Below are 25,502 nucleotides of genomic sequence, written 5' to 3' on the forward strand. Positions count from 1 at the left end.
TCAGCCCTCCCGGCCGGTGAGGATCCGCAGGGTCGCGGCGAGCGTGCGGGTGACCAGTGGGACCTTGAAGGCGTTGCCGCCGTCGATGCCCGGCTGAGGGCTTGCGTCGGCGAGCTCCGCCTCGGCGGCGGCGCGGGCGACGTCGTCGGTGGGTCGCTGCCCGCGGAGCACCTCCTCGGCGCGGGTGGCCCGCCACGGTCGGTGCGCGACGCCGCCGAGGGCGATGCGGGCGTCGCGGACGGTGCCGTCGTCGGCGAGGTCGAGCGCGGCGGCGACGCTCACCAGGGCGAAGGCGTAGGAGGCCCGGTCGCGGACCTTGCGGTAGGTGGAGCGGCGCGCCATCGGCAGCGCGGGCAGCTCGATCGCGGTGATCAGCTCGCCGTGCTCGAGGACGGTGTCGCGGGTCGGGTCGTCGCCGGGCAGCCGGTGCAGCTCGCCGAAGGGGATCGTGCGCCCGCCGTCCGGGCCCTCGGCGTGGACGACGGCGTCGAGCGCCGTCAGCGCCACGGCCATGTCGGAGGGGTGGATGGCGATGCACTGCTCGCTCGCCCCGAGGACCGCGTGGTAGCGGGTGTAGCCGCCGATGGCCGAGCAGCCGCTGCCGGGCTCGCGCTTGTTGCAGGGGGTGGTGACGTCCTGGAAGTAGACGCAGCGGGTGCGCTGCAGCGGGTTGCCGCCGACGGTGGCGAGGTTCCGCAGCTGCCCGGTGGCGCCGGCCAGCAGCGACTGGGCGAGGGCGGGCCAGCGCTCGCACACCCGCCGGTCGGCGGCCAGCTCGCTGTTGGTGACGGCCGCGCCGACGAGCAGGCCGCCGTCGTCGGTGTCGGTCACCGCGCGGGAGGTGAGCGTCCGGACGTCGACGACGAGGTCGGGGCGGGCGACGCCGAGCTTGAGGTGGTCGACCAGGTTGGTGCCGCCGCCGAGGAAGACGGCGGTGGGCTCGGCCGCGACCTCGCGGACCGCCTCCGCGACGCTGCCCGGCCGGGCGAAGGCGAAGGGCCTCACCGCGCGCCCCCGGCCTGCTGCACCGCAGGGGTGATGTGCGCGTAAGCGGCGCAGCGACAGAGGTTGCCGCTCATGCGCTCGCTGACCTCGTCGGCGGTGAGCTGCGGGTCGGCGGTGAGGTCGGCGGTGGCGTGACTCGGCCAGCCGCGGTCGACCTCCTGCAGCACGCCGACGGCCGAGCAGACCTGGCCGGGGGTGCAGTAGCCGCACTGGAAGGCGTCGTGGTCGAGGAAGGCCTGCTGCACCGGGTGGAGCTCGCCGTCGGGCGCCAGGCCGTGCGCGGTGGTGATCTCCGCGCCGTCGTGGGCGACGGCCAGCGCGAGGCAGATCAGCGCCCGCTCCCCGTCGAGCAGCACGGTGCACGCGCCGCACTGGCCGTGGTCGCACCCCTTCTTCGGGCTGGTGTTGCCCAGCCGCTCGCGCAGCAGGTCGAGCAGGGTGGTCCGGGTGTCGACGGTGAGCTCGTGCAGCTCGCCGTCCACCCGCAGCCTGATGTCGGCGTCCATGCCGCCGGTCGTGCCCGGAGCGCGCGGCGTGGCAAACCGGACACGACCGGACTGCTCCGTTCCGGCTGGTCCGGGGTACGGGTGTGGCCCGCTCGTGGTCGGCCGTGCTGTGCCGGATCAGGGCCGGGCGACTCGGCCCCGAGGTCCCGCTCCCCGGCCGAGGCGCGTACGGACCAGGACCTGTGGATCCGGGGTCCTCGTCCGTGTTCGCCCTGCTCAGGCCGCCGTTCCTGTCAGTGGTCGGCCGTAGTGTCGGTGCCGTGGACGACGTGCGGACCTCGGTGCTGGAGCCGCCGGTCGCGCTGTCGCCGGGGCCGCTGGGTGCGGTGCAGGCCGCGTGGCGGGAGATCGGCCGGCAGACCGCGCTGCAGGCGCGCGCGGTGGCCGCCTTCGCCGCTGCCCGTCCCGCCTCGGTCGACCGGGCGCAGGGCACCCCGGGGGCGATGAGTCCGCAGCGGTGGGCGGGGCGGGCCGAGGTGCTGCGGCCGGTGAGCGAGTGGGCCACCCAGGAGCTGGTAGTGGCGCTGGCGATCAGCGAGCAGGCCGCCGCAGCACTGCTGGAACGCTCGCTGACCCTGGTGCACCGGCTGCCGTCCGCCCTCGCCGCGCTGGAGACCGGGGTGCTGCACCCCGGGCACCTGGGGCCGCTGCTGGACAAGGTCGCCCCGATCGGCGACGACGGCCTGCGGGCCGCGGTGGAGGCCGAGCTGCTGGCCTGGGCCGCCGGGCGGGCGGTGACCACCCCCGCTCAGCTGGGCGACAGGGCCCGCCGGCTGGTGCTGGCGCGTGACGCCCGCGCCGCGGCCGACCGGCTGGCCCGCGCGGTCCGGCAGCGCGACATCGACCTCCGCCCCGACCGCACCGACGGCATGAGCGTGGTCTCGGCGCTGCTGACCTCTCCGGAGGCGTGCGCGCTGGTGGCGGCGCTGGGCGCCTGCGCCGACGCGCTGCCCGCCGATCCAGCCGACATCCGCACCCGCGGGCAGAAGATGGCCGACTGCCTGCTGGACCTGGTGCTGCGCCCGGGTGAGTCCGGGCTGCCGCCGGTGCAGGTGGTCCTCACCGTGGTCGCCCCGGTCGGGGCGCTGCTCGGCGGCGACGCGGCATGTGAGATCGACGGGCAGGTCGTGCCCGCCGAGGTGGTCCGCGCCCTGCTGACCGCCCTCACCGGCCAGCCACTGATCAGCACCGACGCCACGCCCGCCAATGCGACCACGACTGAGTCGAGCCCGGAGGCAACGCCCACCGACGTGACGCCTGACCGGACGACTGACGGTGAGGTCCACATGGCCGGTGCGGCGCTCTCGCTGGCCGAGGAGGAGGACTTCCGGCGCTGGTCGGAGGAGTTCGAACGCCGCCTCCTGGCCGGCGAGGTCGATCCCGACCCCGACGACGCGGTGCCCGAGGAAGAACTGCTGCGCTGGCTGGCACGCACCGGCCCACCACCAGACCAGCAGGGCCCCGGCGACGTCGCCGCGGACCTCGACCCACCCGACCCGCAGCCCGACCGGGCGCTGCACGCCAACCCCTCCGCTGCCGATCAAGGCTCCTCCGGCGCCGACTCCGGTGAGGGCGGCTGGTGGGCGCGCGCCGACCGGGCCGTCGAGCACGCCGGTGCCGCGCTGCTGGCCGCCCAGCAGGCCATCGGTCACGCCCGACGCACCGTCGCCACCGCCCAGCGCGCCGACACCGCCGACGAGACCGCCTGGGGGCGCAGCCCCGCCGGGCAGGTCACCGCCGCCACCGACGCACTCGGCGCGCTGACCGCCGCCAGCCACGCCCACCGCCAGACTCTGGCCGCCCTGCTCGACCGCACCACCGGCGGCGGACTGGCCGACCGCCCTCGCATCGCCGTCGTCGACGCCCTCACCGGCGCCCTGCTCGCGCTCACCGACCTGCCCGACCTGCGCGCCACCGCCCGGGCCGGCACCGGCCTGCACACCCCCGCCCCCACCGACGGCCACCGGCCGGCCGCCGCCCTCGACCGGTACGTGCGCGCCCGCGACCGCCGCTGCCGCTTCCCCGGCTGCCGCCGCCGCGTGCCCCGCGGCGGCGAACTCGACCACACCGTCCCCTGGCCGGCCGGAGGGACCTCGGCGGCCAACCTCACCGGCTACTGCACCGGCCACCACCGCGGCAAGCACCAGGCCCCCGGCTGGTCCCACCACCAGGCCCCCGACGGCACCCTCACCGTCACCACACCCACCGGCCTCACCGCCACCACCGAGCCCCCGCCGTACTGACGAGGCGAGCCCACTCACGGTGAGGAGATGTACGACGGTGTCCTCGTCGAACCAGCGCACGAACTCCTCGTGCACCAGCGGGTGGACGTCCTCGACGGAGCGGGCCCGGGGTAGACGCGCGACGATGCTCTCCGCCTCGAGGCGGTACTCGTCGGGGTTGTCACCGAAGGCGATGCCGATCGGGTCATGGCGGTACAGCAGGGTCGCCACCTCGCTCACCAGCCGCGCCATCACCCCTGCACCGTGGGGCACGGGGCGGTCAGTGCGTGAGCTTGAGGCCGATGACGCAGCCGACGATGCCCAGCAGCAGCAGGACCCGCACCGCCGACACCGGCTCCTCGCCGGACCACATCGCGTAGCCGGCGGTCAGCGCGGCACCGATGCCCACCCACACGGCGTAGGCCGTCCCGATCGGCAGGCTCCGCATCGCGAAGGCGAGCCCGAGCATGCTGCCGACGATCCCGACGAGGAACACGACGGTCGGCGCCAGGCGGGTGAACCCCTCCGTGCGGCCGAGGGCGGTGGCCCACACGGCCTCGAGGGCGCCGGAGAGGACGAGGACGAACCAGGACACGAGGACTCCCGTGGTCGCCGTCTTGTCGCTGTCCGGGTACGGCGCCGCTCGTCCGGGGGCCCTCGACCGGGTCCCGTCCCCACCATGGCACACGGGGGCCGGCCCGGGCGGTGAGGTCGGCCACCAGTGAGCAGGAGAGCGGCGCTGCTGCAGGGGCCCGCCACGAGCTCGCGAGTGGTGGGGGAACAGGGTCCTTGTTCAGTCGGCGGGCTCGTCCACCCAGTCGGGGCCGCCGACCTCACCGGGCCCGGCGAGGTCGGCGGCGTCGACGATCGTGTACGCGTAGCCCTGCTCGGCGAGGAAGCGCTGCCGGTGGGCGGCGTACTCGGCATCGAGGGTGTCGCGACTGACCACCGTGTAGAAGTGCGCCTGCCGGCCGTCGGCCTTGGGCCGCAGCACCCGGCCCAGCCGCTGGGCCTCCTCCTGCCGCGACCCGAACGTCCCCGACACCTGGACGGCGACGGCGGCCTCGGGCAGGTCGATGGAGAAGTTGGCCACCTTGGACACGACCAGCGTGTCGACCTCGCCGCGCCGGAAGGCGTCGAAGAGCTTCTCCCGCTCCCGGTTGGTCGTCGAGCCCTGGATGACCGGCGCGTCCAGGACCCGGCCGAGCTCCTCGAGCTGGTCGAGGTAGGCGCCGATCACCAGCTTCTGCTCGCCGGGATGGCGCTCGAGCACCCGCCGGATCACCGGCAGCTTCGACGTCGCCGTCGCAGCGATGCGGTACCGCTCCTCGGGCTCGGCGACCGCGTAGGTCATCCGCTCCTCGTCGTCGAGGGCCACCCGCACCTCGGTGCACTCGGCCGGCGCGATGTAGCCCTGGGACTCGATGTCCTTCCACGGGGCGTCGTAGCGCTTGGGCCCGATGAGGGAGAAGACGTCGTCCTCCCGGCCGTCCTCGCGCACCAGCGTCGCGGTCAGGCCCAGCCGCCGGCGCGACTGCAGGTCGGCGGTCAGCCGGAAGATCGGCGCGGGCAGCAGGTGCACCTCGTCGTAGACGATCAGGCCCCAGTCCTGCGCGTCGAAGAGGTCCAGGTGCCGGTACTCGCCCTTCCGGCGGGTCGTCATCACCTGATAGGTCGCGATGGTGACCGGGCGGATCTCCTTGCGCTCCCCGGAGTACTCGCCGATCTCCTCCTCGGTCAGCGACGTGCGCGCGATGAGCTCGCGCTTCCACTGCCGCCCCGAGACGGTGTTGGTCACCAGGATCAGCGTGGTCGCCTTGGCCTCGGCCATCGCCGCGGCGCCGACCAGTGTCTTGCCCGCGCCACACGGCAGGACGACGACGCCCGAGCCGCCGGCCCAGAAGCCCTCGACGGCCTCCTGCTGGTAGTCGCGCAGGTGCCAGCCCTCCTGCGCCAGCTCGATCGGGTGCGCCTGCCCGTCGACGTAGCCGGCGAGGTCCTCGGCCGGCCAGCCGATCTTGAGCAGCGCCTGCTTGAGCCGCCCGCGCTCGGAGGGGTGGACGACGACGGTGTCGGGGTCGATCCGCGCCCCGAGCATCGGCGCCACCCGCTTGGACCGGACGACCTCCTCGAGCACCGCGCGGTCGGTGGTGGTCAGCACCAGCCCGTGCACCGGGTCGTTCTGCAGCGTCAGCCGCCCGAAGCGGTCCATCGTGTCGGCGACGTCGACCAGCAGCGCGTGCGGCACCGGGTAGCGCGAGTAGCGCACCAGCGCGTCGACGACCTGCTCGGCGTCGTGCCCGGCCGCGCGCGCGTTCCACAGCGCCAGCGGGGTGACCCGGTAGGTGTGCACGTGCTCGGGCGAGCGCTCGAGCTCGGCGAACGGCGCGATGGCCGCCCGGCACTCACGGGCCTGCGGGTGGTCGACCTCGAGCAGCAGGGTCTTGTCGGACTGGACGATCAGGGGGCCGTCGGACACGCGTCTCTCTCCGTCGCTGGGAGGTCCACAGGGGCGCGCGCGAGGGCTGCGCCGGACCACCCACGGTAACGCCGGGTGCCGACGGCACCTTCCCGTCAGGACGACGCGGCCTGCGCCTCGTCGTCCTCGACCAGCGCCACCGAGGTGATCCGGTGCACGGCGAAGGTGCGGTTCTCCCGCCGCCGCTCGTCCCAGCCCTGCAGGAAGCCACCGGCTAGGGACACCGGTTGCACGACGCGCTGGCTGCCGCTGCCCTGCGCGTCGACGTAGCCCAGCCACACCGGCACGCCGTCGCGGATGGCGCGCGACAGCACCTCGAGCGTCCCCGCGGTGGTCACGCCCGGGACCTGCCGCACCGGCGCCGCCGGGCGGGCGGCCAGCGCGGCGTCGCCGGCCCGGATCTCGCGCACGGTGGCGTCGGCCTCGGCCGGCGTGAGCGGGCGCCCGGCCGGCGACGGCGGAGGGCCGGGACGCCGCCCGGCCGCGCGGGGCCGGGCCGGCGGCCGGGTGAGGACGGCGCCGCCCGGCGACTCCCCGGCCGGCGCGTACCCCGCCTGCCGCAGCACGGTGAGCACCTCGTCGGCGCCCAGTCCGCTGACCAGCACGCCCGGGGCCAGCCGGCGCAGCTCGGCCGACGCCGTCCGCCGGTCCCCGAGCACCTGGGAGAGCAGCCCGTGGTCGTCGGAGCGGACGTAGCACTCGATGGCGCCCACCCGCAGCCGGCCGTGCTGGCGGGCGACGTCGTCGACCAGGTAGTCCAGCGCCTGCGGCACCGGCGTCCGCGAGGCGCGGCCGAAGAACTCGTGCAGGTCGGTGGCCGACCACCCGGCGTCCAGCGCCCGCCGGACCGAGGACTCCGACACCCGGAACACCGTCGCGCCGCCGGAGGACTCGACGTCGGCCACGACCGAGAGCGTGTCGGCGAGCCCGGCGACCAGCGGACCGGGCGCCACCAGCGTCAGGTCGGGCTGGGCGAGCACGTGGTCGACCGGCTCCGGCAGCAGCCCCTGCACGCCGTCGGCGGCGCCCTCCTCGCCGCGGGTGAGCAACCCGCGGCCGCCCGAGGACAGCACCCCGCCCACCAGGACGCCGATCCGCGCGGCCTCGGCGAGCACGTCGGGCACCGGTGCGAGCCGGTCGGCCCGCCGCGGGGTGCGCCAGCGCAGCAGCGTGACCAGGTCGTCGGGGGCCAGGCCGCGGCCGGGTGGGGTGTCGAGCAGCGCGGTCAGCGCCGAGCGGCGGATGGCCGGGGCGGTGTGCCGCACCAGGTCGGGGGACAGGGCGTTCACCGCCTTGCCGGCGACGTCGCGCTGCCCGACCAGCGAGGGCAGCCGGGTGCTCTCCAGCCAGCCGGCCGCCAGGGTCGCCCAGCGGTCGGGCAGCGGCTGCTCCCGCCACAGGTCGTAGCCGCGGGTGGGCAGCCACTCGTCGCGGTGCGGGCCGCCGACGTCGAGCAGGCCGGCGGCGAAGGCCAGCTCCAGCAGCCAGCCGGCGTCGGCCTCCGACACCGACAGCGCCCGGGCCAGCCGCTTGCGGTCGCGGACGGAGACCCCACCGCTGCGCAGCAGCCCGGCCGGCTCCTCCTCGAGTTCGGCGAGCAGTTCGCCGACCCGCCCGACCACCTCCAGCGCCGCGCCGGCGGCCTGCCGGTCGACGGCGGCCGGGTCCCGCTCGACCACGTCCGGCTCGGGGCGCAGCCGCGGCGGGCCGTAGGGCTGGTCGCCGCGCAGCAGCAGGCCGACCTCGCGGGGCAGCTCGACGTTGAGCGCGTCGATGCGCGCGAGCAGCCCGGCCTGCAGCAGCCGCCGCGCGGGTGAGGCCGCGCCGCCGCCGGTCTCGGGCAGGTGGCCCACCGGGCGGTCACCGGCCAGCCGCTCGAGGACCTCCCGCTCGGGGGGCTCCAGCGCACCGACGGCCGCGGGCAGGTCGGCGGGCAGGGTCACCCGCAGCTCGGCGGCGCGGCGGCCCAGCCCGGCCGGGTACCGGACGGCGCGGCGCACCTGGTCGGGGGCGTGCAGGACGTCGTCGCCCCACAGCAGCGCCCGGGTGGTCAGCTGCTCGACCGCGGCGACGACGGCGTCCTCGGGCAGGCCGGGCAGCGCCGCGGCGACGTCCCCGCCCTCGATGCCGTCGGTGGGGGCCAGCAGCACGACGTCGAGCACCTGCAGGGTGGCCGCGTCGAGCTCGTCGAGCGCCCGGTCCACCGACACGGGGACCGCCAGCCGGCTGGCCAGCGCGACGACGTCCGAGGGCGCGGGCCGGGCCACGTCGGGCCGGGCGGCGAGCAGCGCCGCGAGCTGGGCGTCGCTGCGGGTGCGCAGCCACGCGGCGAGCGTGGCGGGGCGGTCGGCAGGCATCCGGTCAACGCTACGACGCAGCGGGCCGGGCCGCCGCCGCCGTCCCGAGGGCCTGCCAGCATGGCGGCGTGCAGCCGGCCGCCGACGACCCGCACACCCGGGCCGCGCTGGAGGGCTATCGCGCCGGGGCGCTGCGCTGGCTGGCCGGCGGGGTCATCGCCGTCGTCCTGGCCGTGCTGCTCGGCGCGGTCGCCGTCAGCGTCGCGCAGGACCGCGGCCGCCCGCTGCCGCTCGTCGGCATGCTCGTCGTCGTCCTGGTCGTCGGCGGCTTCGTCGCCGCGGTCGCCGGCCTCGGGGGGCTGCTGCGGGCGCTGCGCTGGCGGCGGGGGCTGTCGGCCGTCCCGTGGCAGCGCGGGCTGCTGCGCATCGCCGGCCCGGCGATCGTCGCCTTCGAGCCCGAGGGCTACGACGAGTGGGACCCCGACGACGAGCCGGTGCGGCTGCGGCTGGTCAGCACCTCGGTGTGGCGCACCCGCCAGGTGCAGGGCCTCGACGGCGGTGAGGTGCGCGCGGCGCCGGTCGGCGGGGGGCGGTGGGTGCTCACCGCCGAGGGCCTGCCCACCCTCTACGGCGCCCGCACCGCCGGCCGGTCCCGCCGCGGTCCCCGCGAACGGGGGTGATGCGGGCGCGGCTGGTGCGGGTAGGACACGGGGCACGCGAGAATGGCGTCGACGCGCACCCGAGGTGCGCCCGAGGCACGGAGGCGAGATGGCCAAGCGCAAGGAGAAGCACGCCCACCTGGTGGAGCCCACCTGGGGGCAGTCGGAGAACGAGGGGCCGCCGGTGACCGAGCTGGTCAGCGAGCTGGCCGGCGGGCTCTCGCCCTTCGGTGAGGACCACAGCTTCCCGCTGCCGCCCGAGCGGCTGCGCTACGCGCACCCCACCGACAAGCCCAACCGGGCAGGTGTCCAGCTCCCCGAGAACCGCCGGCGATGAGCGCGCCCGCGCTGCCGTCCTACGCGAGCGGCACCTCGACCGTCCCCCTCCTCGGGGACACGATCGGTGCGGACCTGGACCGGACGGCGGCGCGGGTGGGTGACCACGAGGCGCTCGTCGAGTGCGCGACCGGTCGCCGCTGGACCTACCCCGAGCTGGTCGCCGACGTCGACGCCTGCGCCCTCGGCCTGGACGCCCTCGGCGTGCAGAAGGGCGACCGGGTCGGCATCTGGGCGCCCAACTGCGCCGAGTGGGTCTTCGTCCAGTACGGCACCGCCAAGCTCGGCGCCGTCCTGGTCAACATCAACCCCGCCTACCGCACGCACGAGCTGGCCTACGTGCTGCAGCAGGCCGGCATCTCGGTGCTGGTGGCCGCGCCGGCCTTCAAGACCAGCGACTACCGGGCGATGGTGGCCGAGGTCCGCGAGCAGTGCCCCGAGCTGCGCGAGGTCGTGTTCCTGGGCGACCCGGAGTGGGAGCGGCTGATGGCGACCGGCCGGGCCGCCGACCGGGGCCTGTTGGCCGAGCGGGCCGCCGAGCTCTCGGCCGACGACCCGATCAACATCCAGTACACGTCGGGCACCACCGGCTTCCCCAAGGGCGCCACGCTCAGCCACCACAACCTGCTCAACAACGGCTTCTTCGTGGGCGAGGGCTGCGGCTACACCGAGGCCGACCGGGTCTGCATCCCGGTGCCCTACTACCACTGCTTCGGCATGGGGATGGGCAACCTCGGCGCCACCAGCCACGGCGCCACGATGGTCATCCCCGCGCCGGCGTTCGACCCCGCCGCCACCCTGCAGGCGGTGCAGGACGAGCGGTGCACCTCCCTCTACGGCGTCCCCACGATGTTCATCGCCGAGCTCGCCCTGCCCGACTTCGGCACCTACGACCTCTCCAGCCTGCGCACCGGGATCATGGCCGGCTCGCCGTGCCCGGTGGAGGTGATGAAGCGGGTGGTCGCCGAGATGGGCATGACCGAGGTGACCATCTGCTACGGCATGACCGAGACCTCCCCGGTGTCCACCCAGACCGGTGCCGACGACGACCTCGACCGGCGCACCTCGACCGTCGGGCGGGTGCACCCGCACCTGGAGGTCAAGGTGGTCGACCCCGAGACCGGCCGCACCGTGCCGCGCGGGACGCCGGGGGAGTTCTGCACCCGCGGCTACTCGGTGATGCTCGGCTACTGGCAGCAGCCGGACAAGACCGCCGAGGTCATCGACGCCGCCCGGTGGATGCACACCGGCGACCTCGCGGTGATGGACGACGAGGGCTACCTCAACATCGTCGGCCGGATCAAGGACATGGTGATCCGCGGCGGGGAGAACGTGTACCCACGCGAGGTGGAGGAGTTCCTCTACACCCACCCCGACGTCGTCGACGCGCAGGTGATCGGCGTCCCCGACGAGCGGTTCGGCGAGGAGCTCATGGTCTGGGTGCGGCTGCGCGAGGGCGCCGAACCGCTCACCGCCGAGGCGCTGCGGGAGTTCTGCGCCGGCAAGCTGGCCCACTACAAGGTCCCGCGCTACGTCAAGATCGTCGACGGGTTCCCGATGACGGTCACCGGCAAGGTGCGCAAGGTCGAGATGCGGGAGGTCTCGATCGAGGAGCTGGGCCTGCAGTCGGCCGCCGCCGTCCGCAACGCCTGAGGGCGGGCTCCCCTCAGGCAGGGCCGCAGGGCACCACGAGCGCCCGGTGGTCCGACAGCGGCAGCCGCGGCGCCTCGGCCTGCCCGGTGGCCACCAGCCGGCCGCGGGCCAGCACGTGGTCGAGCTGCCGGGTGGGCGCGTGGGCGGGGAAGGTGGCGCCCGCGGCCAGGGGCCGCAGCCCGCTGACCCGGGTGGCCTGCCGCGGCTCCATGTTGAGGTCGCCGAGGAGCACCAGCGGCTCGCGGGTGCCGGTCAGCGCGCGCACCAGCCGGCGCAGCTGGAAGGAGTTCCAGCCCGGGATGAACGACAGGTGGGTGGCCGCGACGGTGAACTGGCCGTGCGGCCCGTCGAGGACGGCGGCCACGGCCACCCGCGGCTCGTCGCCGACCAGCTTGGGCGCCCGGGCGCCGCGGAACCACACCGGCACGCGCCGGTTGAGCGCCGGGAGCCGCACCACCCGCCAGGACACGACCGGGAACCGCGACAGCAGCGCGATGCCGTAGCTGGCCGAGCCCGGCTGCTCGTCACCGGTGGCGGCCATCCAGGTGCCGCCGGGCGTGCCCGCCAGCGCGGCGACGAACTGCGAGTCGACGGCGCCCATCGCCTCGGCGGCCACCGCGGTGAGGTCGGCGTTCATCGAGCGGGGCTGGTCGCGGTCGACCTCCTGCAGCCCCAGGACGTCGGCGTCCAGGGTCTTCACCGCGGCGGCCAGCCGGTCGACGTCGACCCGGTCGTCGACCGTCGAGCGCCCGTGCAGGATGTTGAAGGTCGCGATGCGCACGCCGTGCTGCGTGCCCCGGCCGGCCCGTCCCCACGCGTGCGTGGCGCGCCCGGTCGCGGGTAGCAGCCGGAGCGTGATGCCCGACGACCGCGACGAGATCCGCGACCTGCTCAAGCGCACCGCCGTGGCCCTCAAGGAGGGCGGCGTCCCGTTCGCCCTGTGCGGGGGGTACGCCGCGTGGGTGCGCGGCGCCCCCGAGCCCGACCACGACGCCGACTTCCTCGTCCCCTCCGCCGAGGCCGAGCGGGCGGTCAAGGTCCTCCACGACGCCGGCCTGCAGGTCGAGGACCCCGCCGAGGACTGGCTGACCAAGGTCGTCCAGGGCAACTCGTTCGTCGACGTGCTGTGGCGCACCTGCGGCCACCCGGTGGAGAGCGACCTCATCGAGCGCGCCGAGGTCAAGCCGGTGCTGTCGGTGCACATGCCCGTCCTGGCGGCCACCGACATCCTGACCACCAAGCTCATGGCGCTCGACGAGCACTACTGCGACTTCTCCCGGCTGCTGCCGGTGGCGCGGGCGCTGCGCGAGCAGGTCGACTGGGCCACCGTCCGGCGCGAGGTCACCGACAACGACTTCGCCGTCGTCTTCCTCGACCTGCTCGGCCGCCTCGGCGTCGTCGAGCCGCCGGTCAGCGACTGACCACCACCGCCGCGGCGGCCGCGGCGCTGAGCACCACGGCCGCGGTGGCCAGCGCGGCCGCGCGCGGTGCCGCCGCCGCCGCGCGGGCGAGCGCGCGGGCCCGCCGCGGTGCGAGCAGGCCGAGGACGGCCAGCCCGGCCAGCGCCACGACGGCCGCCAGCGCACCGGGCAGCACCCGGCCCGACAGCGCCGCCCGGTGGGCCAGCAGCGCGGCCACACCCAGCAGTCCGAGGCCGGTGCGCTGCCAGGACAGCGCGGTGCGCTCCGGCTGGGTCTCGGCCCCGCTCACCGGCCGGCCCCGCTCACCGGCCGGCCCGCTCACCGGCCGGCCACGTCGAGGACGAGCAGCACGGCGACCAGCAGCACGACCACGGTGAGCGCCGCCACCAGCCCGGTCACCGTCCGGGCGGCGGGCAGCGGCCGGTCGGCGGCGATCGCCCGCTCGTTGCGCCGCCACCGGGCGTGGCCGGCCAGCGCGGTCCCCAGGCCGGTCGCCACGAGCGCCAGGCCCACCGCGCCGCCGCCCCAGGGGACGCCCAGCCGCGGCACGTAGGAGGCCACCGCCACCCCGCCGGCGACCAGCGCCAGGCCGGTGCGCAGCCAGGCGAGCAGGGTCCGCTCGTTGGCGAGGGTGAACCGGTAGTCCGGGTGCCCGGGCCCGTCGCTCACGGGACCGATCCTCCCCGAAAGCGCTCCACCGGGATCCCGGCGGTGGCTAACCTGGGCCCGGACAGCGGCCGAGGCTGCCGCACCCGTCCCCTGGCCCAGCGCCGGGGCCACCCACGGACGACGACTGAGGGATCAACGTGCCCAGCGGCAAGGTCAAGTGGTTCAACCCCGAGAAGGGCTTCGGCTTCCTCTCGCGCGAGGACGGCCCCGACGTCTTCGTGCACAAGGACGCCCTGCCGTCGGGCACCACCGAGCTCAAGCCGGGTCAGCGGGTGGAGTTCGGCATCGTGGCCGGCCGCCGCGGCGACCAGGCGCTGCAGGTGCGCGTCCTGGACCCGCTGCCGTCGGTGGCGGCCAAGGTCGCCGCGCAGCACCGCAAGAAGCCCGACGAGCTGGTCCCCATCATCGAGGACCTCATCCGGCTGCTGGACGACGTCTCGAACACGCTGCACCGGGGCCGGCACCCCGACCGCGCCGAGTCGCGCAAGGTCGCGGCGGTGCTGCGGGCGGTGGCGGCCGACCTGGAGGCCTGAGGGGGTCAGCCGGCCGGGGTGACCGGGGCCGGTGACGGGGCCGGGGTCGGCGTCGGGGTCGGGGTCGGCGTCGGGGTCGGGGTCGGGCCGAGGTCGCCGCCGGCCCGCAGGAAGCCGATCGGCCAGGCGCCGGAGAGCACGCAGTCGTCGTGCTCGTCCTCGACCACCACCAGGTAGAAGGCCGGCGGGACGACGTCGGAGCTGTTGATCCCGTCGAACCGGGCCTGCCCGTCCTCGACGTCGACCTCGCCGAGCCGCTCCTCGAGCCCCTGGTCGTAGACCTGCACGCCCCAGCCGTTGTCGGCGACCTCCTGGGGCACGGTGAGGACGATCGCGGTGTCGGGGGAGACCTCGATCACCGGGGGCTCGACCTTGTAGCGCTGGCCCTCGCCGTCGCCGCAGTACTGGGTGGGCCGGGCGGCGACCTCCTGCGGCCCGGCCGTCACCGTCACCTCCGGCGGCCCGGACGACGCGGCCGATCCGCCGCAGCCGGCCAGCGCCGCCGTCAGCACGCCGGCCAGCAGGGCGCCGGTGCCCCTCGTCCTCACGGCCGGCCCTCCGGGACGGTGGGCGGGCCGGCCACGCGCACGGCGTCGGGCACGGTCGGGGCCGCCGGGTCGACCGGCGCCCAGCGCCGCCGGCGGGGCGTCCAGAGCGCGAGGCCGACGGCGAGCACGAGCAGCGCGGCGGCGACGGTGAAGCCCAGCCAGCCGATCGGGGGCAGCGCGATGCCGAGGGCCCCGCCGACCACCCAGGCCAGCTGCAGTGCCGTCTCCGAGCGGGCGAACGCCGAGGCCCGCAGCCCCTCGGGCACCTCGCGCTGGATGATCGCGTCGAGGGCCACCTTGCCCAGCGCGTTGGCGACCGCCGCGACACCGGCGACCGCGGCCGCCGTCGCCAGGCCGAAGAACACCGCCGCCAGCACGGTGACCGCCGCGGCGGCCCCGGCCGACCAGACGACCACCCGGTCGGGATCGGCGGCGTGCCAACGCGAGCCGATGCCGGTGCCCAGGATGCTGCCGGCCCCCGCCGCCCCGGCGATCGCGCCGAGGGCCAGCGTGGCCTCCCAGCCGTCGGTGACGGTGGCCTGCACGAGGAACGCCGAGAAGATCGTCAGGAACCCGCCGAGCCCGCGCAGGGCCGCGTTGGCCCGCAGCGCCAGGACGACGTGCGGGTCGACCAGGCGGCGCCGGCGGCCCGAGCGCGGCAGCGGGGCCGTGCCGAGCACGTCGGCCGGCTGCTCGCCGGTGGGGACGTCGACGTGCCGGGGGAGCCGGACGGCCATGACCCCGGTGACGGCGAAGACGGCGGCGGTGGCCCACAGCAGGGGCCCGAACCCGGCCAGCGCGGCCAGCCCGGCGCCGATGCCGCCGGCGACGGCCGCGGTGACCAGCCCGAACACCGACAGGCGGGCGTTGGCGGAGGTCAGCGACATGGCGCGCGGCAGCACCCGCGGGACCACCGCGGCGCGCAGCACGGTGTGCGCCTTGGACAGCACGAGGACGCCGAGCGCGGCCGGGTAGAGGACGACGTCGCCGACGTGGGCGGCCATCACCAGCGCCAGGGCCGCCCGACCGAGCGAGGCGGCGGCCAGCGCCCACCGGCGGCCGCGCTGGAGCCGGTCGAGCAGCGGGCCGAGGACCGGCGCCAGCACCGCGAACGGCGCCATCGTGACCAGCAGGTAGAGCGCCACGTTGCCGCGCTGGGCGTCGGTGGTGGCGGTGAAGAACAGCGTGCCGGCCAGGGAGACGGCGATCATCGCGTCCCCGGCCATGTGCAGGGCGTTGACCCACAGCAGGTGGGTCAGGCCGCTCTCCGCGGCCCCGTCGGCCCGGCCGGCCGCCCGCACGCGGGCGACGGCGGCGCCGGTGAGCTCGCGGGTGCGCGCGACGGCGACCCGGGTGACCGTCGTCCTGGGCGCCGGGTGCGCGGGCGGCGGCTGGTGCGGGGGCTGGTGCGGCGGCGGGGCCGGGGGAGCCGCGGCCATCGGCCGGGTGCCGGGCCCCGGCTCGGCGGTGGGCAGCTCCAGCGGGGTGGTGTCCACACGGTCGGGGGAGCCGTGGTCGGGGGAGCGGCGGTCCGGCGGCGCCGGCGCGGGGCGGCGGCGCAGCACTCCCCGGGAGGGCCCGGGCGGACGCGAGGACGGCACGGGCCCCATGGTGCCGCACCTCCCTGAGCAGGGGCCGGGACCGCGACGGGGGTCACGCTGGGGCCGGGGGACCCCGGGACCTCGGCGCGGGAGCGGCCATCGGCGACAATGGCGGCGTGCACCCCGACCCCGCCGACCGCGACGTGCTGACCGCGGCGGTCGACCTGGCCCGCGCAGCGGCCGAGGAGACCGCCGGTGACCCCGCCCTCGTCGGCGAGCACCTGGGCGCCACGCCCGAGCCCCTCGGTGACCCCGCCGAGGGCGTGCCGGCCGGCGCGCTCGGCCAGGTCCTCACCCACTCCTTCGCCAGCCGCCAGCCCGGCTACGTCGGGTGGCACTGGGCGGTCACCCTCGCCCGCGTCCCGGACGCCGACGAGGTCACCGTCGACGAGGTCGTGCTGCTGCCCGGCGACGCCGCGCTGCTGGCCCCGGCCTGGGTGCCCTGGCACGAGCGGCTGCGCCCCGGCGACCTGTCCGTCGGCGACGTCCTGCCCGCCACCGAGGACGACCCCCGCCTGGTGCCGTCCTACACCGCCGACGACGACGCCGCGGCCGACCCGGAGGCGCAGGCGCTGGCCACCGAGCTCGGGCTGGGCCGCGAGCGGGTGATGTCGCGCGAGGGGCGCAGCACCGCGGCCGCGCGCTGGCTGGCCGGTGAGTTCGGCCCCCGCGCGCCGATGGCCCGCCAGGCGCCCGGCCCGTGCGGCGCGTGCGGCTTCTTCCTGCCGCTGGCCGGCTCGCTGCGCGGCCTGCTCGGCGCCTGCGGCAACGAGTACTCCCCGGCCGACGGCCGCGTCGTCGCCGTCGACTACGGCTGCGGCGCGCACAGCCAGGCGACCCTCGCCGTCGGCGAGCCCGCCGAGGTCGTGACGTCGGCCCGCTACGACACCGCGGACTTCGACGTCCTCTAGCGGCCGCCCTCCTTCTGCCAGCGCATCAGGGCCAGCCCCAGCACGGCGAGGACGATCCCGGCCACGCAGGTCCAGGTCCACATCCGGTCCACCCGGTCCCCGAGCAGCAGCAGGACGACGAGCGCGACGGCCCACAGCCCGGTCCCGACGAGCACGACGCGGACGGTGTCGACGCGCAGCGGTGGAGGGGCCGGCTTGGTGGGGGCGGGCACGGACCGACCCTAGGCGCCCGGGCCGGCGACGCGCGCGGGGCCGCGACCGGCGTGTGGCACGCTGTCGCCGCTCACCGCCCGGCAGCCGAGGTCAGCAGGAGCCCCCATGCCCGAGAAGTCCCGCCCCTCCGGTGGCGCCGGCGCGGCCGGTGGCGTCCGCGCGGCCGGCCGCACCGGCGACACGCCCGCCGACGTCGCGGCCGGGTCGCCGCGTCCCCGTCGCAGCGAGGGTCCGAGGATCAGGCCGCGCAACGGCCTGGACCGGTACTTCTCCATCAGCGCGCGGCGCAGCACCGTGGGCCGCGAGGTGCGCGGCGGGGTGACCACCTTCTTCACGATGGCCTACATCGTGGTGCTCAACCCGATCATCCTGTCCGGCGCGGACGTCACCGGGGCGAGCCTGCCCTTCGGCGCCGTCGCCGCGGTCACCGCGCTGGTCGCCGGGGCCCTGACCATCCTCATGGGCGTCGTCGGCCGCTACCCGTTCGCACTGGCCACGGGCCTGGGCATCAACGCCGTCGTCGCCGTCTTCGCCGCCACCCAGTTGGCCTGGCCGGAGGTCATGGGCCTGATCGTGCTCGAGGGCCTGCTGATCACCGTGCTGGTGCTCACCGGGTTCCGGCGGGCGGTGTTCGAGGCCATCCCCCCGCAGCTGAAGACGGCGATCGCGGTCGGCATCGGCTTCTTCCTCACGATCATCGGCCTGGCCGACGCCGGGGTCATCCGCCCCGGGAACCCGCTGATCACCTTCGGCGTGGGCGGGCAGCTGGCCGGGTGGCCGCTGCTGGTCTTCGTCGTCGGGCTGCTGCTGACCGCCGTCCTCGTCGTCCGCCGGGTGCGGGGGGCGCTGCTCATCGGCATCGTCGTCTCGACCGTGCTGGCGATCGTCGTGGAGGCGATCGCCTCGGTCGGGCCGCGCACCGGCGCCGACGGCACCGAGGTCAACCCGCGCGGGTGGGCACTGCAGGTGCCCGGCCTGCCCGGCGACGTCGTCAGCGCCCCGGACCTCTCGCTGGTCGGGAGGTTCTCGCTCTTCGGCGGGTTCGAGCGGATCGGCGTCGTGGCCGCGCTGCTGATCGTCTTCTCCATCATGATCGCCGACTTCTTCGACACCGTGGGCACGGTCACCGCCGTCGGCGCCGAGGGCGACCTGCTCGACGAGCGCCGCAACCTGCCCGGCTCCCAGCCGGTGCTGCTGGTCGACTCGGTGGCCGCCGCCGCGGGCGGCGCGGCGAGCGTCTCGTCGAGCACGACCTACATCGAGAGCGCGGCCGGCGTGGCCGACGGCGCCCGCACCGGCCTGGCCAGCGTCGTCACCGGTGCGCTGTTCCTGCTGGCGATGTTCTTCACCCCGCTGGTGCAGATCGTGCCCTCGGAGGCGGCGGCGCCGGCGCTGGTGGTGGTCGGCGCGCTGATGATCAGCCAGATCCGCACCCTCGAGTGGGACGACATGTCCCTCGTCATCCCGGCGTTCCTCACCATCGCGCTCATGCCGTTCACCTACTCGATCACCAACGGCATCGGCGCCGGCGTGGTCAGCTACGTCCTGCTGCGGACGGCGGTCGGCCGCCGGCGCGAGGTGCACCCGCTGATGTGGGTGATCGCGGTCGCCTTCGTCGTCTACTTCGCCCTGGACCCGCTCCAGCAGCTGTTCTGAGCCCGGCTAAGGGTCGCGGTAGGGTGGGCGTCGTGACCCGGTCCACGCTGGACTCCGCGGCGCTCGCCCACGACCTGCGCCTGGCCGTCATGCGGTTCAGCCGGAGGCTGCGCAACCAGCGGGTCGACACCACGGTCACCCTCACCCACCTGGCCGCGCTCTCGACGCTCCAGCGGCACGGCGCGATGAGCCCGGGGGAGCTCGCGGCCCACGAGCGGGTGCAGCCGCCGTCGATGACCCGCGTCGTCGTCGCGCTCGAGCGGATGGGCCTGGTCACGCGCGACCCGCACCCGACCGACGGCCGCCAGGTGGTCATCGCCCTGACGCCGGCCGCGGAGAGCCTGCTCACCGAGGAGGCGCGGGCCCGGGAGGCCTGGCTGTCGGGGCGGCTGCACCGGCTCAGCCCCGAGCAGCGGGCGACCCTGCGGGAGGCCGCGGCGATCATGGAGGAACTCGTCGGTGGGTGACCCCGACGGCCGCTGAGACCACCCCCGGGACGAGCCCCGGCACGACCGCGCCCGCGCCGTCCGCCGCCCGGGGGTCCTTCCGCTCGCTGCGGGTGCACAACTTCCGGCTCTACGCCTCGGCCAACCTGGTCAGCCTGACCGGCACGTGGATGCAGCGCATCGGCCAGGACTGGCTGGTGCTGCAGCTCTCCGGTGACAGCGGTGTGGCCATCGGCCTCGTCACCGCACTGCAGTTCGGCCCGACCCTGCTGCTGAGCATGTACGGCGGGGTGCTCGCCGACCGCTACGACAAGCGGCGCGTCCTCGTCGTCACCCAGGTGCTCATGGGCCTGCTCGCCCTGCTCCTCGGCACCCTGGTGGCCACCGGCGCCATCGCGCTCTGGCACGTGTTCGTCCTGGCCGGCGCCCTGGGGTCGGTCACCGCGATCGACGCGCCGGTGCGCCAGGCCTTCGTCTCGGAGATGGTCGGCGGCGACCTGCTCGCCAACGCCGTCGGGCTGAACTCGACGATCTTCAACGGCGCCCGGCTGATCGGCCCGTCGCTGGCCGGGCTGCTCATCGGCGCCTCCGGCGGCGACACCGCGCCGGCCTTCTTCGTCAACGCGGCGAGCTTCGTCGTCACCATCGGGGCGCTGTCGCTCATGCGGCCGGGGGAGCTGCGGCGCAGCGCGCCGGTGGCGCGCGGCCGCGGCCAGCTCCGGGCGGGATTGGCCTACACCTGGTCGCACCCGGACCTGGTGCTGGCGATGGTGCTGGCCTTCGTCATCGGCACCTTCGGGTTCAACTACCAGGTCACCATCGCGCTCATGGCCCGCGAGGTCTTCGACCTGGGCGCCGAGGCCTTCGGGCTGCTGTCGACGACGTTCGCGGTCGGCTCGCTCACCGGCGCGTTCCTGTCCACCCGGCGCAGCGTCCGGCCGCGGCAGCGCTTCCTCGTCGGGTCCGCCGTCGTCTTCGGGCTGCTGACCGTCGCCTGCGGGCTGGCGCCCGGGTACGTGGCCTTCGCCGTCCTGCTGGTCCCCGCCGGCGCGGCCGCGCTGGTGTTCAGCGTGGCCAACAACAGCTTCGTGCAGCTGGGCGCCGACCCGCAGATGCGCGGGCGGGTGATGGCGCTGTACTTCATGTGCTTCATGGGCGGCACGCCGCTCGGGGCGCCGCTCATCGGCTGGGTGTCCGAGCACCTCGGGGCGCCGTGGGGCCTCATCCTCGGCGGGCTGGTCGTCGTGGTGGCCGGACTGGGCACCGGGCTGGTCCTGGCCCGCCGTCGTCGCGCGCCGGTGGCGGCCTGAGCAGGCCACCTGGCGGGCGGCGACCGCCCGACGTACCGTCGCGGCCACCGTCCCCCGTGGCTCGACGGAGCGCCATGACCGAGGCCCTGCTGTCCCTCGCCGCCGTCACCGGCATGCTGGTCGGCAGCTTCGCCGCGCTCGGCGCGGCCTTCAAGCTGTTCTCCGGCCAGCTGCGGCTCGACCTGCGCGCCCGCCGCACCGCCCGCCGCCGGGCGTTGGGCCTCGAGCAGCCGCCCGCGCCGGTGCACCGCCCGGTGGAGCAGGTCGCCGCCGACCTGCGCCGGCTGGCCCGCCAGCTCGACCGGGTGCCGGCGGGCTCTCCGGCGCAGCGCCGGCGCGGCTTCCAGGCGGCCTACGACGACGTGCTCACCGAGGCGGCCGGGCAGTTCGACGTCCCGCACGCGCTGGCCACCCTGCCGCCGGGGCTGGCCCGCGACGTCGAACGGCTGCGGCTGGAGACCGCGCTGGCCGAGGCCGGCCTCGTGGTGCGCTGAGCGAGCCCGCGGCACCGCTGCGGTTGTTCGTGTCCGTGACGCCCCCCGCGCCGGCGCGGGCGCACCTCGCCGCGGCCCTCGCTCCGCTGCGGGACGTCCCGGGCGCGCCGCGCTGGGGCGACCCCGCCCGCTGGCACCTGACCCTGCTGTTCCTCGGTGCGGTCCCGCCCGCCCGGCTGACCGACCTCACCGCCGCCGTCGGGGCCGCGGTCGCCGGCACGCCCGCGGCGACGCTCCGGCTGGCCGGCGCCGGCCGGTTCGGCTCCCGGCGCCGGCCCGCCGTCTGCTGGGCCGGCCTCGACGGCGACGTCGCCGTCCTCACCGCGCTGGCGGGCCGGCTGGCCGCCGGCGCCCGCGGACTCGGCCTGCCGGTCGAGGACCGCCCGTTCCGCCCGCACCTGACGGTGGGCCGCTGGCTCCCGCGCCGGCCCGCCGACGGCGACCTGCCCGACCGGCTGACCGGCTACCGCGGGCCGGACTGGCCGCTCGCCGGGGTCGCGCTCGTGCGCAGCACCGCCGGCCGGCACGAGGTGCAGACCACCTGGACCCTGCCGTGAGTCACCCCGTCGTGGGCTACCACGCGTACTCCTCGGGCGCGGTGCGGTAGCCGGGGAAGACCTCGTCGAGGCGGTCGAGCTGGGCCTGCTCGAGTCGCACGTCCAGGGCGCGCAGCGAGCCCTCGAACTGCTCCACGGTGCGCGGGCCGACGATCGGCGCGGTGACGCCCGGCCGGTGCAGCAGCCAGGCCAGGCCCACGTCTGCCGGGGCCAGGCCCCACTCGCGGCAGGCGTCCTCGTAGGCCTGCAGGGCCGGGCGGTGCCGCTCGATGCGCTCCCGGTTGCGCTCGGCGTGCCGCCGGTCGCCCTCCTGGTCGCCCAGGACGCCGGCCAGCAGGCCCTGGGCCAGCGGGCTCCACGGGATGACCCCGATGCCGTAGTGCCGGGCGGCCGGCAGCACCTCGAGCTCCACGTGCCGGGTGAGCAGGTTGTAGTGCGACTGCTCGCTGACCAGCCCGAGGAACCGGCGGCGGGCGGCGGCCTCGTTGGCCGCGGCGAGCTGCCATGCCGCGTGGTTCGACGACCCGACGTAGAGCACCTTGCCCTGGGCGACGAGCGTCTCGCAGGCCTGCCAGATCTCGTCCCACGGCGTGGCGAGGTCGACGTGGTGGAACTGGTAGAGGTCGATCCAGTCGGTCTGCATCCGGCGCAGCGACGCCTCGGCCGAGCGCACGAGGTTGCGGGCGGACAGGAACGTGTCGTTGGGCCAGTCGGACATGCCGCCGTAGACCTTGGTGGCCAGCACCGTGCGCTCGCGGCGGCCCCCGCCCTGGGCGAACCAGGTGCCGAGCACCTCCTCGGTGCGCCCCCTGCCGGCCTCGAAGCCGTAGACGTTGGCGGTGTCGAAGAAGTTGACGCCCGCGGCGTGCGCCCGGTCCATGACCGCGTGCGCCTCGGGCTCCTCCGTCCGCCACCCGAAGTTCATCGTGCCGAGGCAGAGCCGGGAGACCGACAGGCCGCTGCGTCCGAGGTGCGTGTACTCCACGTCCAGTCACCCTGGCACCCTGGCGGCCGTGCCGCAGACCGACGCCGAGCTCTCCGCCTTCGACCGGGCCACCGCCGTCGCCCGCACCGAGGGCGGCGGGTTCCGCGCCGAGCTGGACCCGGCCTGGGACGTCGGCGGCGCGGTGCTCAACGGGGGTTACCTGCTCGGGGTCGTCGCGCGGGCGGCGCTGCTCGACAGCCCGCACCCGCACCCGGTGGCGCTCTCGGCGAGCTACCTGCGGGCCACGGCCGGCGGGCCGGCCGACCTCACCGTGACCCCGGGGCCCGCCGGGCGCACCCTGGCGCACGCCTCGGTCCTGCTGGCCGGCGCGGCCGGCCCCTCGCTCGCCGTCCAGGTGACGACGGCGACCCTCGGCAGCGCCCCGGCCGACTACTCGGTCAACCCGGCTCCCTCGCTGCCCGGGCCCGACGAGTGCGTGGCCACCCGGACCAGCGAGGGCGGCCCCGCCGTCGGGCTGGCCCGGCAGATCGACACCCGGCTGGACCCGGCGACGGCCGGCTGGGTGGTCGGCCGCCCGTCGGACCGGCGGGTGCTGCGGGCCTGGATCCGGCTGGCCGACGGCCGCGAGCCCGACCCGCTGGCGCTGCTGCTGTTCGCCGACGCGCTGCCCCCGACCGCCTTCGCCGTCGGGAAGTCCGGCTGGGCGCCCACCGTGCAGCTGCAGGTGCTCGTCCGCGCGCTGCCGGCGCCGGGCTGGTGCCTGGTCGAGTCGCGCTCGACGGAGGTGACCGGCGGCTGGTCGGACGAGGAGTGCCGGATCTGGGACTCCGCCGGCCGGCTGGTCGCGCAGGGCCGCCAGCTGGCCCGGGTGGCGCGCTAGCGGCTCCCGGGCAGGACGACGTCGCCGGTGAGGTAGCGCTGCACGGTCGGCCCCAGCGCCGCGACCAGCTCGGCCGGCGGCGCGGAGGCGATGGGCTCCAGCCGCAGCACGTAGCGGGTCATGACCACGCCGATGAGCTGGGAGGCCACCAGCGCGCCGCGGGCCTGCGCCTCGGCCGGCGGCAGGTCCAGCGTCCCGACCACCCGGCGCAGCACCTGGGAGACGAGGAACTCGCGCAGCAGCCGCGCCGTCCACTCGTTGCCCACCGCCGAGCGGACCAGCGCGAGGCCGGCCGGGCGCACCGGGCCGTCCCACACCCGCAGCAGCAGCCGGACGACGTTCTCCCCGAGCTGCTCACGGCCGCCGGCCAGCGCCTCCGACAGGAACTCCGCGGGGTCGGCCGGCGCCTCGATCGCGGCGAGGAACAGCTTGTCCTTGGTGCCGAAGTAGTGGTGCACCAGGGCCGGGTCGACACCCGCCGCGGTGGCGATGGCCCGGATGGTGGCACCGTCGAAGCCGCGCTCGGCGAAGGCGGTGCGGGCCGCGGCCAGCACCGCCTCGCGGGTGTCGGGGTTGCCGGGCCGCCGTCCCGGGCGCCGTGCTGCCGTCAGCTGGTCCTCCTCCGCAGGGTCGCCGCCGCCAGGGCGAGGGCGAGGACGGCCGCGCCGGCCACGATGCCGACGTCGGCCCACATCGTGCCCGTCCCGGCGGCCGACCGCCCGACCTCCTGCAGGGCCTCCACGGCGTAGGTCAGCGGCAGCACGTCGCTGATCGCCTGCAGCCAGCCGGCCATCTGCTCACGGGGCACCAGCAGCCCGCACAGGAAGAACTGCGGCAGGACGACGACCGGCATGAACTGCACCGCCTGGAACTCGCTGCGGGCGAAGGCACTGGCCAGCAGCCCGAGCGCCACCCCCAGGACGGCGTCGACGACGGCGATGAGCACGACCAGCCACACCGACCCGGCGATCTGCAGGTCGTAGACCGTCGTCGCCACGCTCACCGTCACGACCGCCTGCACCGCCGCGGCCACCCCGAACGCGGCGCCGTAGCCGAGCAGCAGGTCCAGCCGGGACAGCGGCGTGGTGAGCAGCCGTTCGAGCGTGCCGGAGGTGCGCTCGCGCAGCATCGCGATGCTGGTCACCAGGAACATCACCACGAACGGGAAGATCCCCAGCATCGTCAGCCCGACCCGGTCGAAGACGCCGGGCTGCCCGGGCGGGCTCGGCACGTCCTCCCAGACCAGGTAGAGCAGCCCCAGCAGCAGGCTGGGCAGCAGCACCATCATCGCGATGGTGCGGCGGTCGTGCCGCAGCTGGCGCAGCACCCGCGCGGTGGTCGCCGTCGTCAGCCGGGGGCTCAGGACGGCGGTCGGAGCGCTCACGCCGCCACCTCCTGCTGGGCCCGCACCAGGCGGAGGAAGGACTCCTCGAGGTCGTCGGTGCCCGACTCGGCGCGCAGCCGGGCGGGCGTGGAGTCGGCCAGCAGGCGGCCCTCCCGCAGCAGCAGCAGCCGGTCGCAGCGGCCGGCCTCGTCCATCACGTGGCTGGAGACCACCAGGGTGACGCCGGTCGCGGCGAGGGCGTGGAACCGCTCCCACAGCTCGACCCGCAGCACCGGGTCCAGGCCAACGGTGGGCTCGTCGAGGACGAGCAGCTCGGGCTCGCCCACCAGCGCGCAGGCCAGGGACGCCCGGCCGCGCTGGCCGCCGGAGAGGTCGGCGACCAGCTGCCCGGCGGCGTCGGTCAGGCCGACGGCGGCGAGCGCGTCGTCGGCCGCGCGGGCGTCGCGCCCGTACAGCGCGGCGAAGTGCCGGGCGTTCTCCCGCACGGTGAGGTCGGGGTAGACGCTGGGCGCCTGGGTCACGTACCCGACCCGGCTGCGCAGGCCGGGGCTGCCGGCCGGCTCGCCGAGCACGGTGACCGTGCCCGAGCGGATCCGCTGCACGCCGACCAGGGCGCGCAGCAGCGTGGTCTTCCCGCTGCCGCTGGGGCCGAGCAGGCCGGTGACCCGGCCCGCGGGCACGGCGCAGGACAGCCCGGGGAGCACTCGTCGGCGCCCGCGGTCGACGACCAGGTCGGTGACGGTGACGGCGTCGGTCATGGCGACCTCCCGGAGACGGAACTCAACGCCTGATGAACTCAACGCTAGATGAGTTTC

Annotated in this window: 28 protein-coding genes and 1 riboswitch; of the genes, 13 read left to right on the top strand and 15 right to left on the bottom strand. The window is 76.1% G+C overall.

Features of this window, described 5'->3' with window-relative positions:
• Entirely contained in the window at positions 1 to 1,005 is a 1,005-nt protein-coding gene (locus tag ACU616_RS11580; protein WP_446758609.1) for an FAD binding domain-containing protein, read from the bottom strand.
• Entirely contained in the window at positions 1,002 to 1,511 is a 510-nt protein-coding gene (locus ACU616_RS11585; RefSeq protein ID WP_446758610.1) for a 2Fe-2S iron-sulfur cluster-binding protein, read from the bottom strand. Before ACU616_RS11585 ends, ACU616_RS11580 begins: the two co-directional genes overlap by 4 nt.
• A 260-nt stretch (positions 1,512 to 1,771) precedes the next feature.
• On the opposite strand from ACU616_RS11585, the gene ACU616_RS11590 reads away from it, so the two are divergent.
• A complete protein-coding gene (locus ACU616_RS11590; protein ID WP_446758611.1) occupies positions 1,772 to 3,754 on the top strand; it encodes a DUF222 domain-containing protein in 1,983 nt (660 codons plus the stop codon).
• Between the two features lie 259 nt (positions 3,755 to 4,013).
• On the opposite strand, the gene ACU616_RS11595 is transcribed toward ACU616_RS11590, so the two are convergent.
• From ACU616_RS11595 to ACU616_RS11605, 3 genes are all read right to left on the bottom strand, one after another.
• The gene (locus ACU616_RS11595) at positions 4,014 to 4,328 is read right to left on the bottom strand and encodes a DMT family transporter (RefSeq protein ID WP_446758612.1); all 315 of its coding nucleotides are present in this window, start codon (positions 4,326 to 4,328) and stop codon (positions 4,014 to 4,016) included.
• An 11-nt stretch (positions 4,329 to 4,339) separates the two neighbouring features.
• A riboswitch (guanidine-III (ykkC-III) riboswitch) is annotated at positions 4,340 to 4,406 on the bottom strand.
• Between the two features lie 120 nt (positions 4,407 to 4,526).
• Positions 4,527 to 6,212: a DNA repair helicase XPB gene (locus ACU616_RS11600; RefSeq protein ID WP_446758613.1), complete on the bottom strand. Its 1,686-nt coding sequence runs from the start codon at positions 6,210 to 6,212 to the stop codon at positions 4,527 to 4,529.
• A gap of 95 nt (positions 6,213 to 6,307) precedes the next feature.
• Positions 6,308 to 8,569 carry a helicase-associated domain-containing protein gene (locus tag ACU616_RS11605; protein WP_446758614.1) on the bottom strand — a complete coding sequence of 754 codons (2,262 nt, stop codon included), beginning with the start codon at positions 8,567 to 8,569 and terminating at the stop codon, positions 6,308 to 6,310.
• Between the two features lie 68 nt (positions 8,570 to 8,637).
• Between ACU616_RS11605 and ACU616_RS11610 the strand changes: the two genes are divergently transcribed.
• From ACU616_RS11610 to ACU616_RS11620, 3 genes are all read left to right on the top strand, one after another.
• Positions 8,638 to 9,189: a hypothetical protein gene (locus ACU616_RS11610; RefSeq protein WP_446758615.1), complete on the top strand. Its 552-nt coding sequence runs from the start codon at positions 8,638 to 8,640 to the stop codon at positions 9,187 to 9,189.
• Between the two features lie 88 nt (positions 9,190 to 9,277).
• On the top strand, positions 9,278 to 9,505 hold the full coding sequence (locus tag ACU616_RS11615) for a hypothetical protein (protein ID WP_446758616.1): 228 nt from the start codon (positions 9,278 to 9,280) through the stop codon (positions 9,503 to 9,505).
• Positions 9,502 to 11,157, top strand: coding sequence for an AMP-binding protein (locus tag ACU616_RS11620; RefSeq protein WP_446758617.1), 1,656 nt, complete (start codon positions 9,502 to 9,504; stop codon positions 11,155 to 11,157). The genes ACU616_RS11615 and ACU616_RS11620 overlap by 4 nt, the downstream gene beginning before the upstream one ends.
• A gap of 13 nt (positions 11,158 to 11,170) precedes the next feature.
• Here the strand turns inward: ACU616_RS11620 and ACU616_RS11625 are convergent, their stop codons facing one another.
• Positions 11,171 to 11,938, bottom strand: coding sequence for an endonuclease/exonuclease/phosphatase family protein (locus ACU616_RS11625; RefSeq protein WP_446758618.1), 768 nt, complete (start codon positions 11,936 to 11,938; stop codon positions 11,171 to 11,173).
• A 76-nt stretch (positions 11,939 to 12,014) separates the two neighbouring features.
• Between ACU616_RS11625 and ACU616_RS11630 the strand changes: the two genes are divergently transcribed.
• A complete protein-coding gene (locus tag ACU616_RS11630; RefSeq protein ID WP_446761474.1) occupies positions 12,015 to 12,578 on the top strand; it encodes a hypothetical protein in 564 nt (187 codons plus the stop codon).
• On the opposite strand, the gene ACU616_RS11635 is transcribed toward ACU616_RS11630, so the two are convergent.
• Positions 12,568 to 12,900: a DUF202 domain-containing protein gene (locus tag ACU616_RS11635; RefSeq protein ID WP_446758619.1), complete on the bottom strand. Its 333-nt coding sequence runs from the start codon at positions 12,898 to 12,900 to the stop codon at positions 12,568 to 12,570. The genes ACU616_RS11630 and ACU616_RS11635 overlap by 11 nt on opposite strands.
• The gene (locus ACU616_RS11640; RefSeq protein WP_446758620.1) at positions 12,897 to 13,247 is read right to left on the bottom strand and encodes a YidH family protein; all 351 of its coding nucleotides are present in this window, start codon (positions 13,245 to 13,247) and stop codon (positions 12,897 to 12,899) included. Before ACU616_RS11640 ends, ACU616_RS11635 begins: the two co-directional genes overlap by 4 nt.
• A gap of 137 nt (positions 13,248 to 13,384) precedes the next feature.
• On the opposite strand from ACU616_RS11640, the gene ACU616_RS11645 reads away from it, so the two are divergent.
• Entirely contained in the window at positions 13,385 to 13,780 is a 396-nt protein-coding gene (locus tag ACU616_RS11645) for a cold-shock protein (protein WP_446758621.1), read from the top strand.
• A 5-nt stretch (positions 13,781 to 13,785) separates the two neighbouring features.
• Here ACU616_RS11645 and ACU616_RS11650 read toward each other — a convergent pair whose 3' ends face one another.
• Positions 13,786 to 14,328, bottom strand: coding sequence for a DUF2771 family protein (locus tag ACU616_RS11650; RefSeq protein ID WP_446758622.1), 543 nt, complete (start codon positions 14,326 to 14,328; stop codon positions 13,786 to 13,788).
• Positions 14,325 to 15,929 carry an MFS transporter gene (locus tag ACU616_RS11655; protein WP_446758623.1) on the bottom strand — a complete coding sequence of 535 codons (1,605 nt, stop codon included), beginning with the start codon at positions 15,927 to 15,929 and terminating at the stop codon, positions 14,325 to 14,327. The genes ACU616_RS11650 and ACU616_RS11655 overlap by 4 nt, the downstream gene beginning before the upstream one ends.
• Before the next feature lie 116 nt (positions 15,930 to 16,045).
• Here ACU616_RS11655 and ACU616_RS11660 point away from each other — a divergent pair, with 116 nt between their 5' ends.
• A complete protein-coding gene (locus tag ACU616_RS11660) occupies positions 16,046 to 16,840 on the top strand; it encodes a DUF3027 domain-containing protein (RefSeq protein ID WP_446758624.1) in 795 nt (264 codons plus the stop codon).
• Here ACU616_RS11660 and ACU616_RS11665 read toward each other — a convergent pair.
• Complete coding sequence (locus tag ACU616_RS11665; RefSeq protein WP_446758625.1) at positions 16,837 to 17,052, bottom strand: DUF2530 domain-containing protein; 216 nt, start codon at positions 17,050 to 17,052, stop codon at positions 16,837 to 16,839. The two genes, ACU616_RS11660 and ACU616_RS11665, sit on opposite strands and share 4 nt — an antisense overlap.
• A 106-nt stretch (positions 17,053 to 17,158) precedes the next feature.
• Between ACU616_RS11665 and ACU616_RS11670 the strand changes: the two genes are divergently transcribed.
• The 5 genes from ACU616_RS11670 (at position 17,159) to thpR (ending at position 21,516) form a co-directional block, all read left to right on the top strand.
• On the top strand, positions 17,159 to 18,709 hold the full coding sequence (locus ACU616_RS11670) for an NCS2 family permease (RefSeq protein WP_446758626.1): 1,551 nt from the start codon (positions 17,159 to 17,161) through the stop codon (positions 18,707 to 18,709).
• 32 nt (positions 18,710 to 18,741) lie between these two features.
• A complete protein-coding gene (locus tag ACU616_RS11675) occupies positions 18,742 to 19,176 on the top strand; it encodes a MarR family winged helix-turn-helix transcriptional regulator (protein WP_446758627.1) in 435 nt (144 codons plus the stop codon).
• Positions 19,173 to 20,465 carry an MFS transporter gene (locus ACU616_RS11680; RefSeq protein WP_446758628.1) on the top strand — a complete coding sequence of 431 codons (1,293 nt, stop codon included), beginning with the start codon at positions 19,173 to 19,175 and terminating at the stop codon, positions 20,463 to 20,465. Before ACU616_RS11675 ends, ACU616_RS11680 begins: the two co-directional genes overlap by 4 nt.
• Positions 20,466 to 20,539: 74 nt before the next feature.
• On the top strand, positions 20,540 to 20,959 hold the full coding sequence (locus ACU616_RS11685; RefSeq protein ID WP_446758629.1) for a hypothetical protein: 420 nt from the start codon (positions 20,540 to 20,542) through the stop codon (positions 20,957 to 20,959).
• A gap of 29 nt (positions 20,960 to 20,988) precedes the next feature.
• A complete protein-coding gene (thpR, locus tag ACU616_RS11690) occupies positions 20,989 to 21,516 on the top strand; it encodes an RNA 2',3'-cyclic phosphodiesterase (protein WP_446758630.1) in 528 nt (175 codons plus the stop codon).
• Positions 21,517 to 21,532: 16 nt separating this feature from the next.
• On the opposite strand, the gene ACU616_RS11695 is transcribed toward thpR, so the two are convergent.
• Positions 21,533 to 22,501 carry an aldo/keto reductase gene (locus ACU616_RS11695; RefSeq protein WP_446758631.1) on the bottom strand — a complete coding sequence of 323 codons (969 nt, stop codon included), beginning with the start codon at positions 22,499 to 22,501 and terminating at the stop codon, positions 21,533 to 21,535.
• 28 nt (positions 22,502 to 22,529) lie between these two features.
• On the opposite strand from ACU616_RS11695, the gene ACU616_RS11700 reads away from it, so the two are divergent.
• Positions 22,530 to 23,342, top strand: coding sequence for a thioesterase family protein (locus ACU616_RS11700; protein WP_446758632.1), 813 nt, complete (start codon positions 22,530 to 22,532; stop codon positions 23,340 to 23,342).
• On the opposite strand, the gene ACU616_RS11705 is transcribed toward ACU616_RS11700, so the two are convergent.
• The 3 genes from ACU616_RS11705 to ACU616_RS11715 are packed head-to-tail and all read right to left on the bottom strand — an operon-like array spanning position 23,339 to position 25,445.
• Entirely contained in the window at positions 23,339 to 23,896 is a 558-nt protein-coding gene (locus tag ACU616_RS11705) for a TetR/AcrR family transcriptional regulator (RefSeq protein WP_446758633.1), read from the bottom strand. The two genes, ACU616_RS11700 and ACU616_RS11705, sit on opposite strands and share 4 nt — an antisense overlap.
• 53 nt (positions 23,897 to 23,949) lie before the next feature.
• Positions 23,950 to 24,726: an ABC transporter permease gene (locus ACU616_RS11710; protein WP_446758634.1), complete on the bottom strand. Its 777-nt coding sequence runs from the start codon at positions 24,724 to 24,726 to the stop codon at positions 23,950 to 23,952.
• Positions 24,723 to 25,445 carry an ABC transporter ATP-binding protein gene (locus ACU616_RS11715; protein ID WP_446758635.1) on the bottom strand — a complete coding sequence of 241 codons (723 nt, stop codon included), beginning with the start codon at positions 25,443 to 25,445 and terminating at the stop codon, positions 24,723 to 24,725. Before ACU616_RS11715 ends, ACU616_RS11710 begins: the two co-directional genes overlap by 4 nt.
• Between the last annotated feature and the right edge of the window lie 57 nt (positions 25,446 to 25,502).

The sequence above is a fragment of the Geodermatophilus sp. URMC 62 genome (assembly GCF_052931475.1).

What these genes read in the sequence shown, in the direction of transcription:
- ACU616_RS11585 (WP_446758610.1), bottom strand. Translation starts at nt 1,511, where the DNA reads ATGGACGCCGACATCAGGCTGCGGGTGGACGGCGAGCTGCACGAGCTC.
- ACU616_RS11605 (WP_446758614.1), bottom strand. Translation starts at nt 8,569, where the DNA reads ATGCCTGCCGACCGCCCCGCCACGCTCGCCGCGTGGCTGCGCACCCGC.
- ACU616_RS11615 (WP_446758616.1), top strand. Translation starts at nt 9,278, where the DNA reads ATGGCCAAGCGCAAGGAGAAGCACGCCCACCTGGTGGAGCCCACCTGG.
- ACU616_RS11620 (WP_446758617.1), top strand. Translation starts at nt 9,502, where the DNA reads ATGAGCGCGCCCGCGCTGCCGTCCTACGCGAGCGGCACCTCGACCGTC.
- ACU616_RS11630 (WP_446761474.1), top strand. Translation starts at nt 12,015, where the DNA reads ATGCCCGACGACCGCGACGAGATCCGCGACCTGCTCAAGCGCACCGCC.
- ACU616_RS11670 (WP_446758626.1), top strand. Translation starts at nt 17,159, where the DNA reads ATGCCCGAGAAGTCCCGCCCCTCCGGTGGCGCCGGCGCGGCCGGTGGC.
- ACU616_RS11685 (WP_446758629.1), top strand. Translation starts at nt 20,540, where the DNA reads ATGACCGAGGCCCTGCTGTCCCTCGCCGCCGTCACCGGCATGCTGGTC.
- ACU616_RS11715 (WP_446758635.1), bottom strand. Translation starts at nt 25,445, where the DNA reads ATGACCGACGCCGTCACCGTCACCGACCTGGTCGTCGACCGCGGGCGC.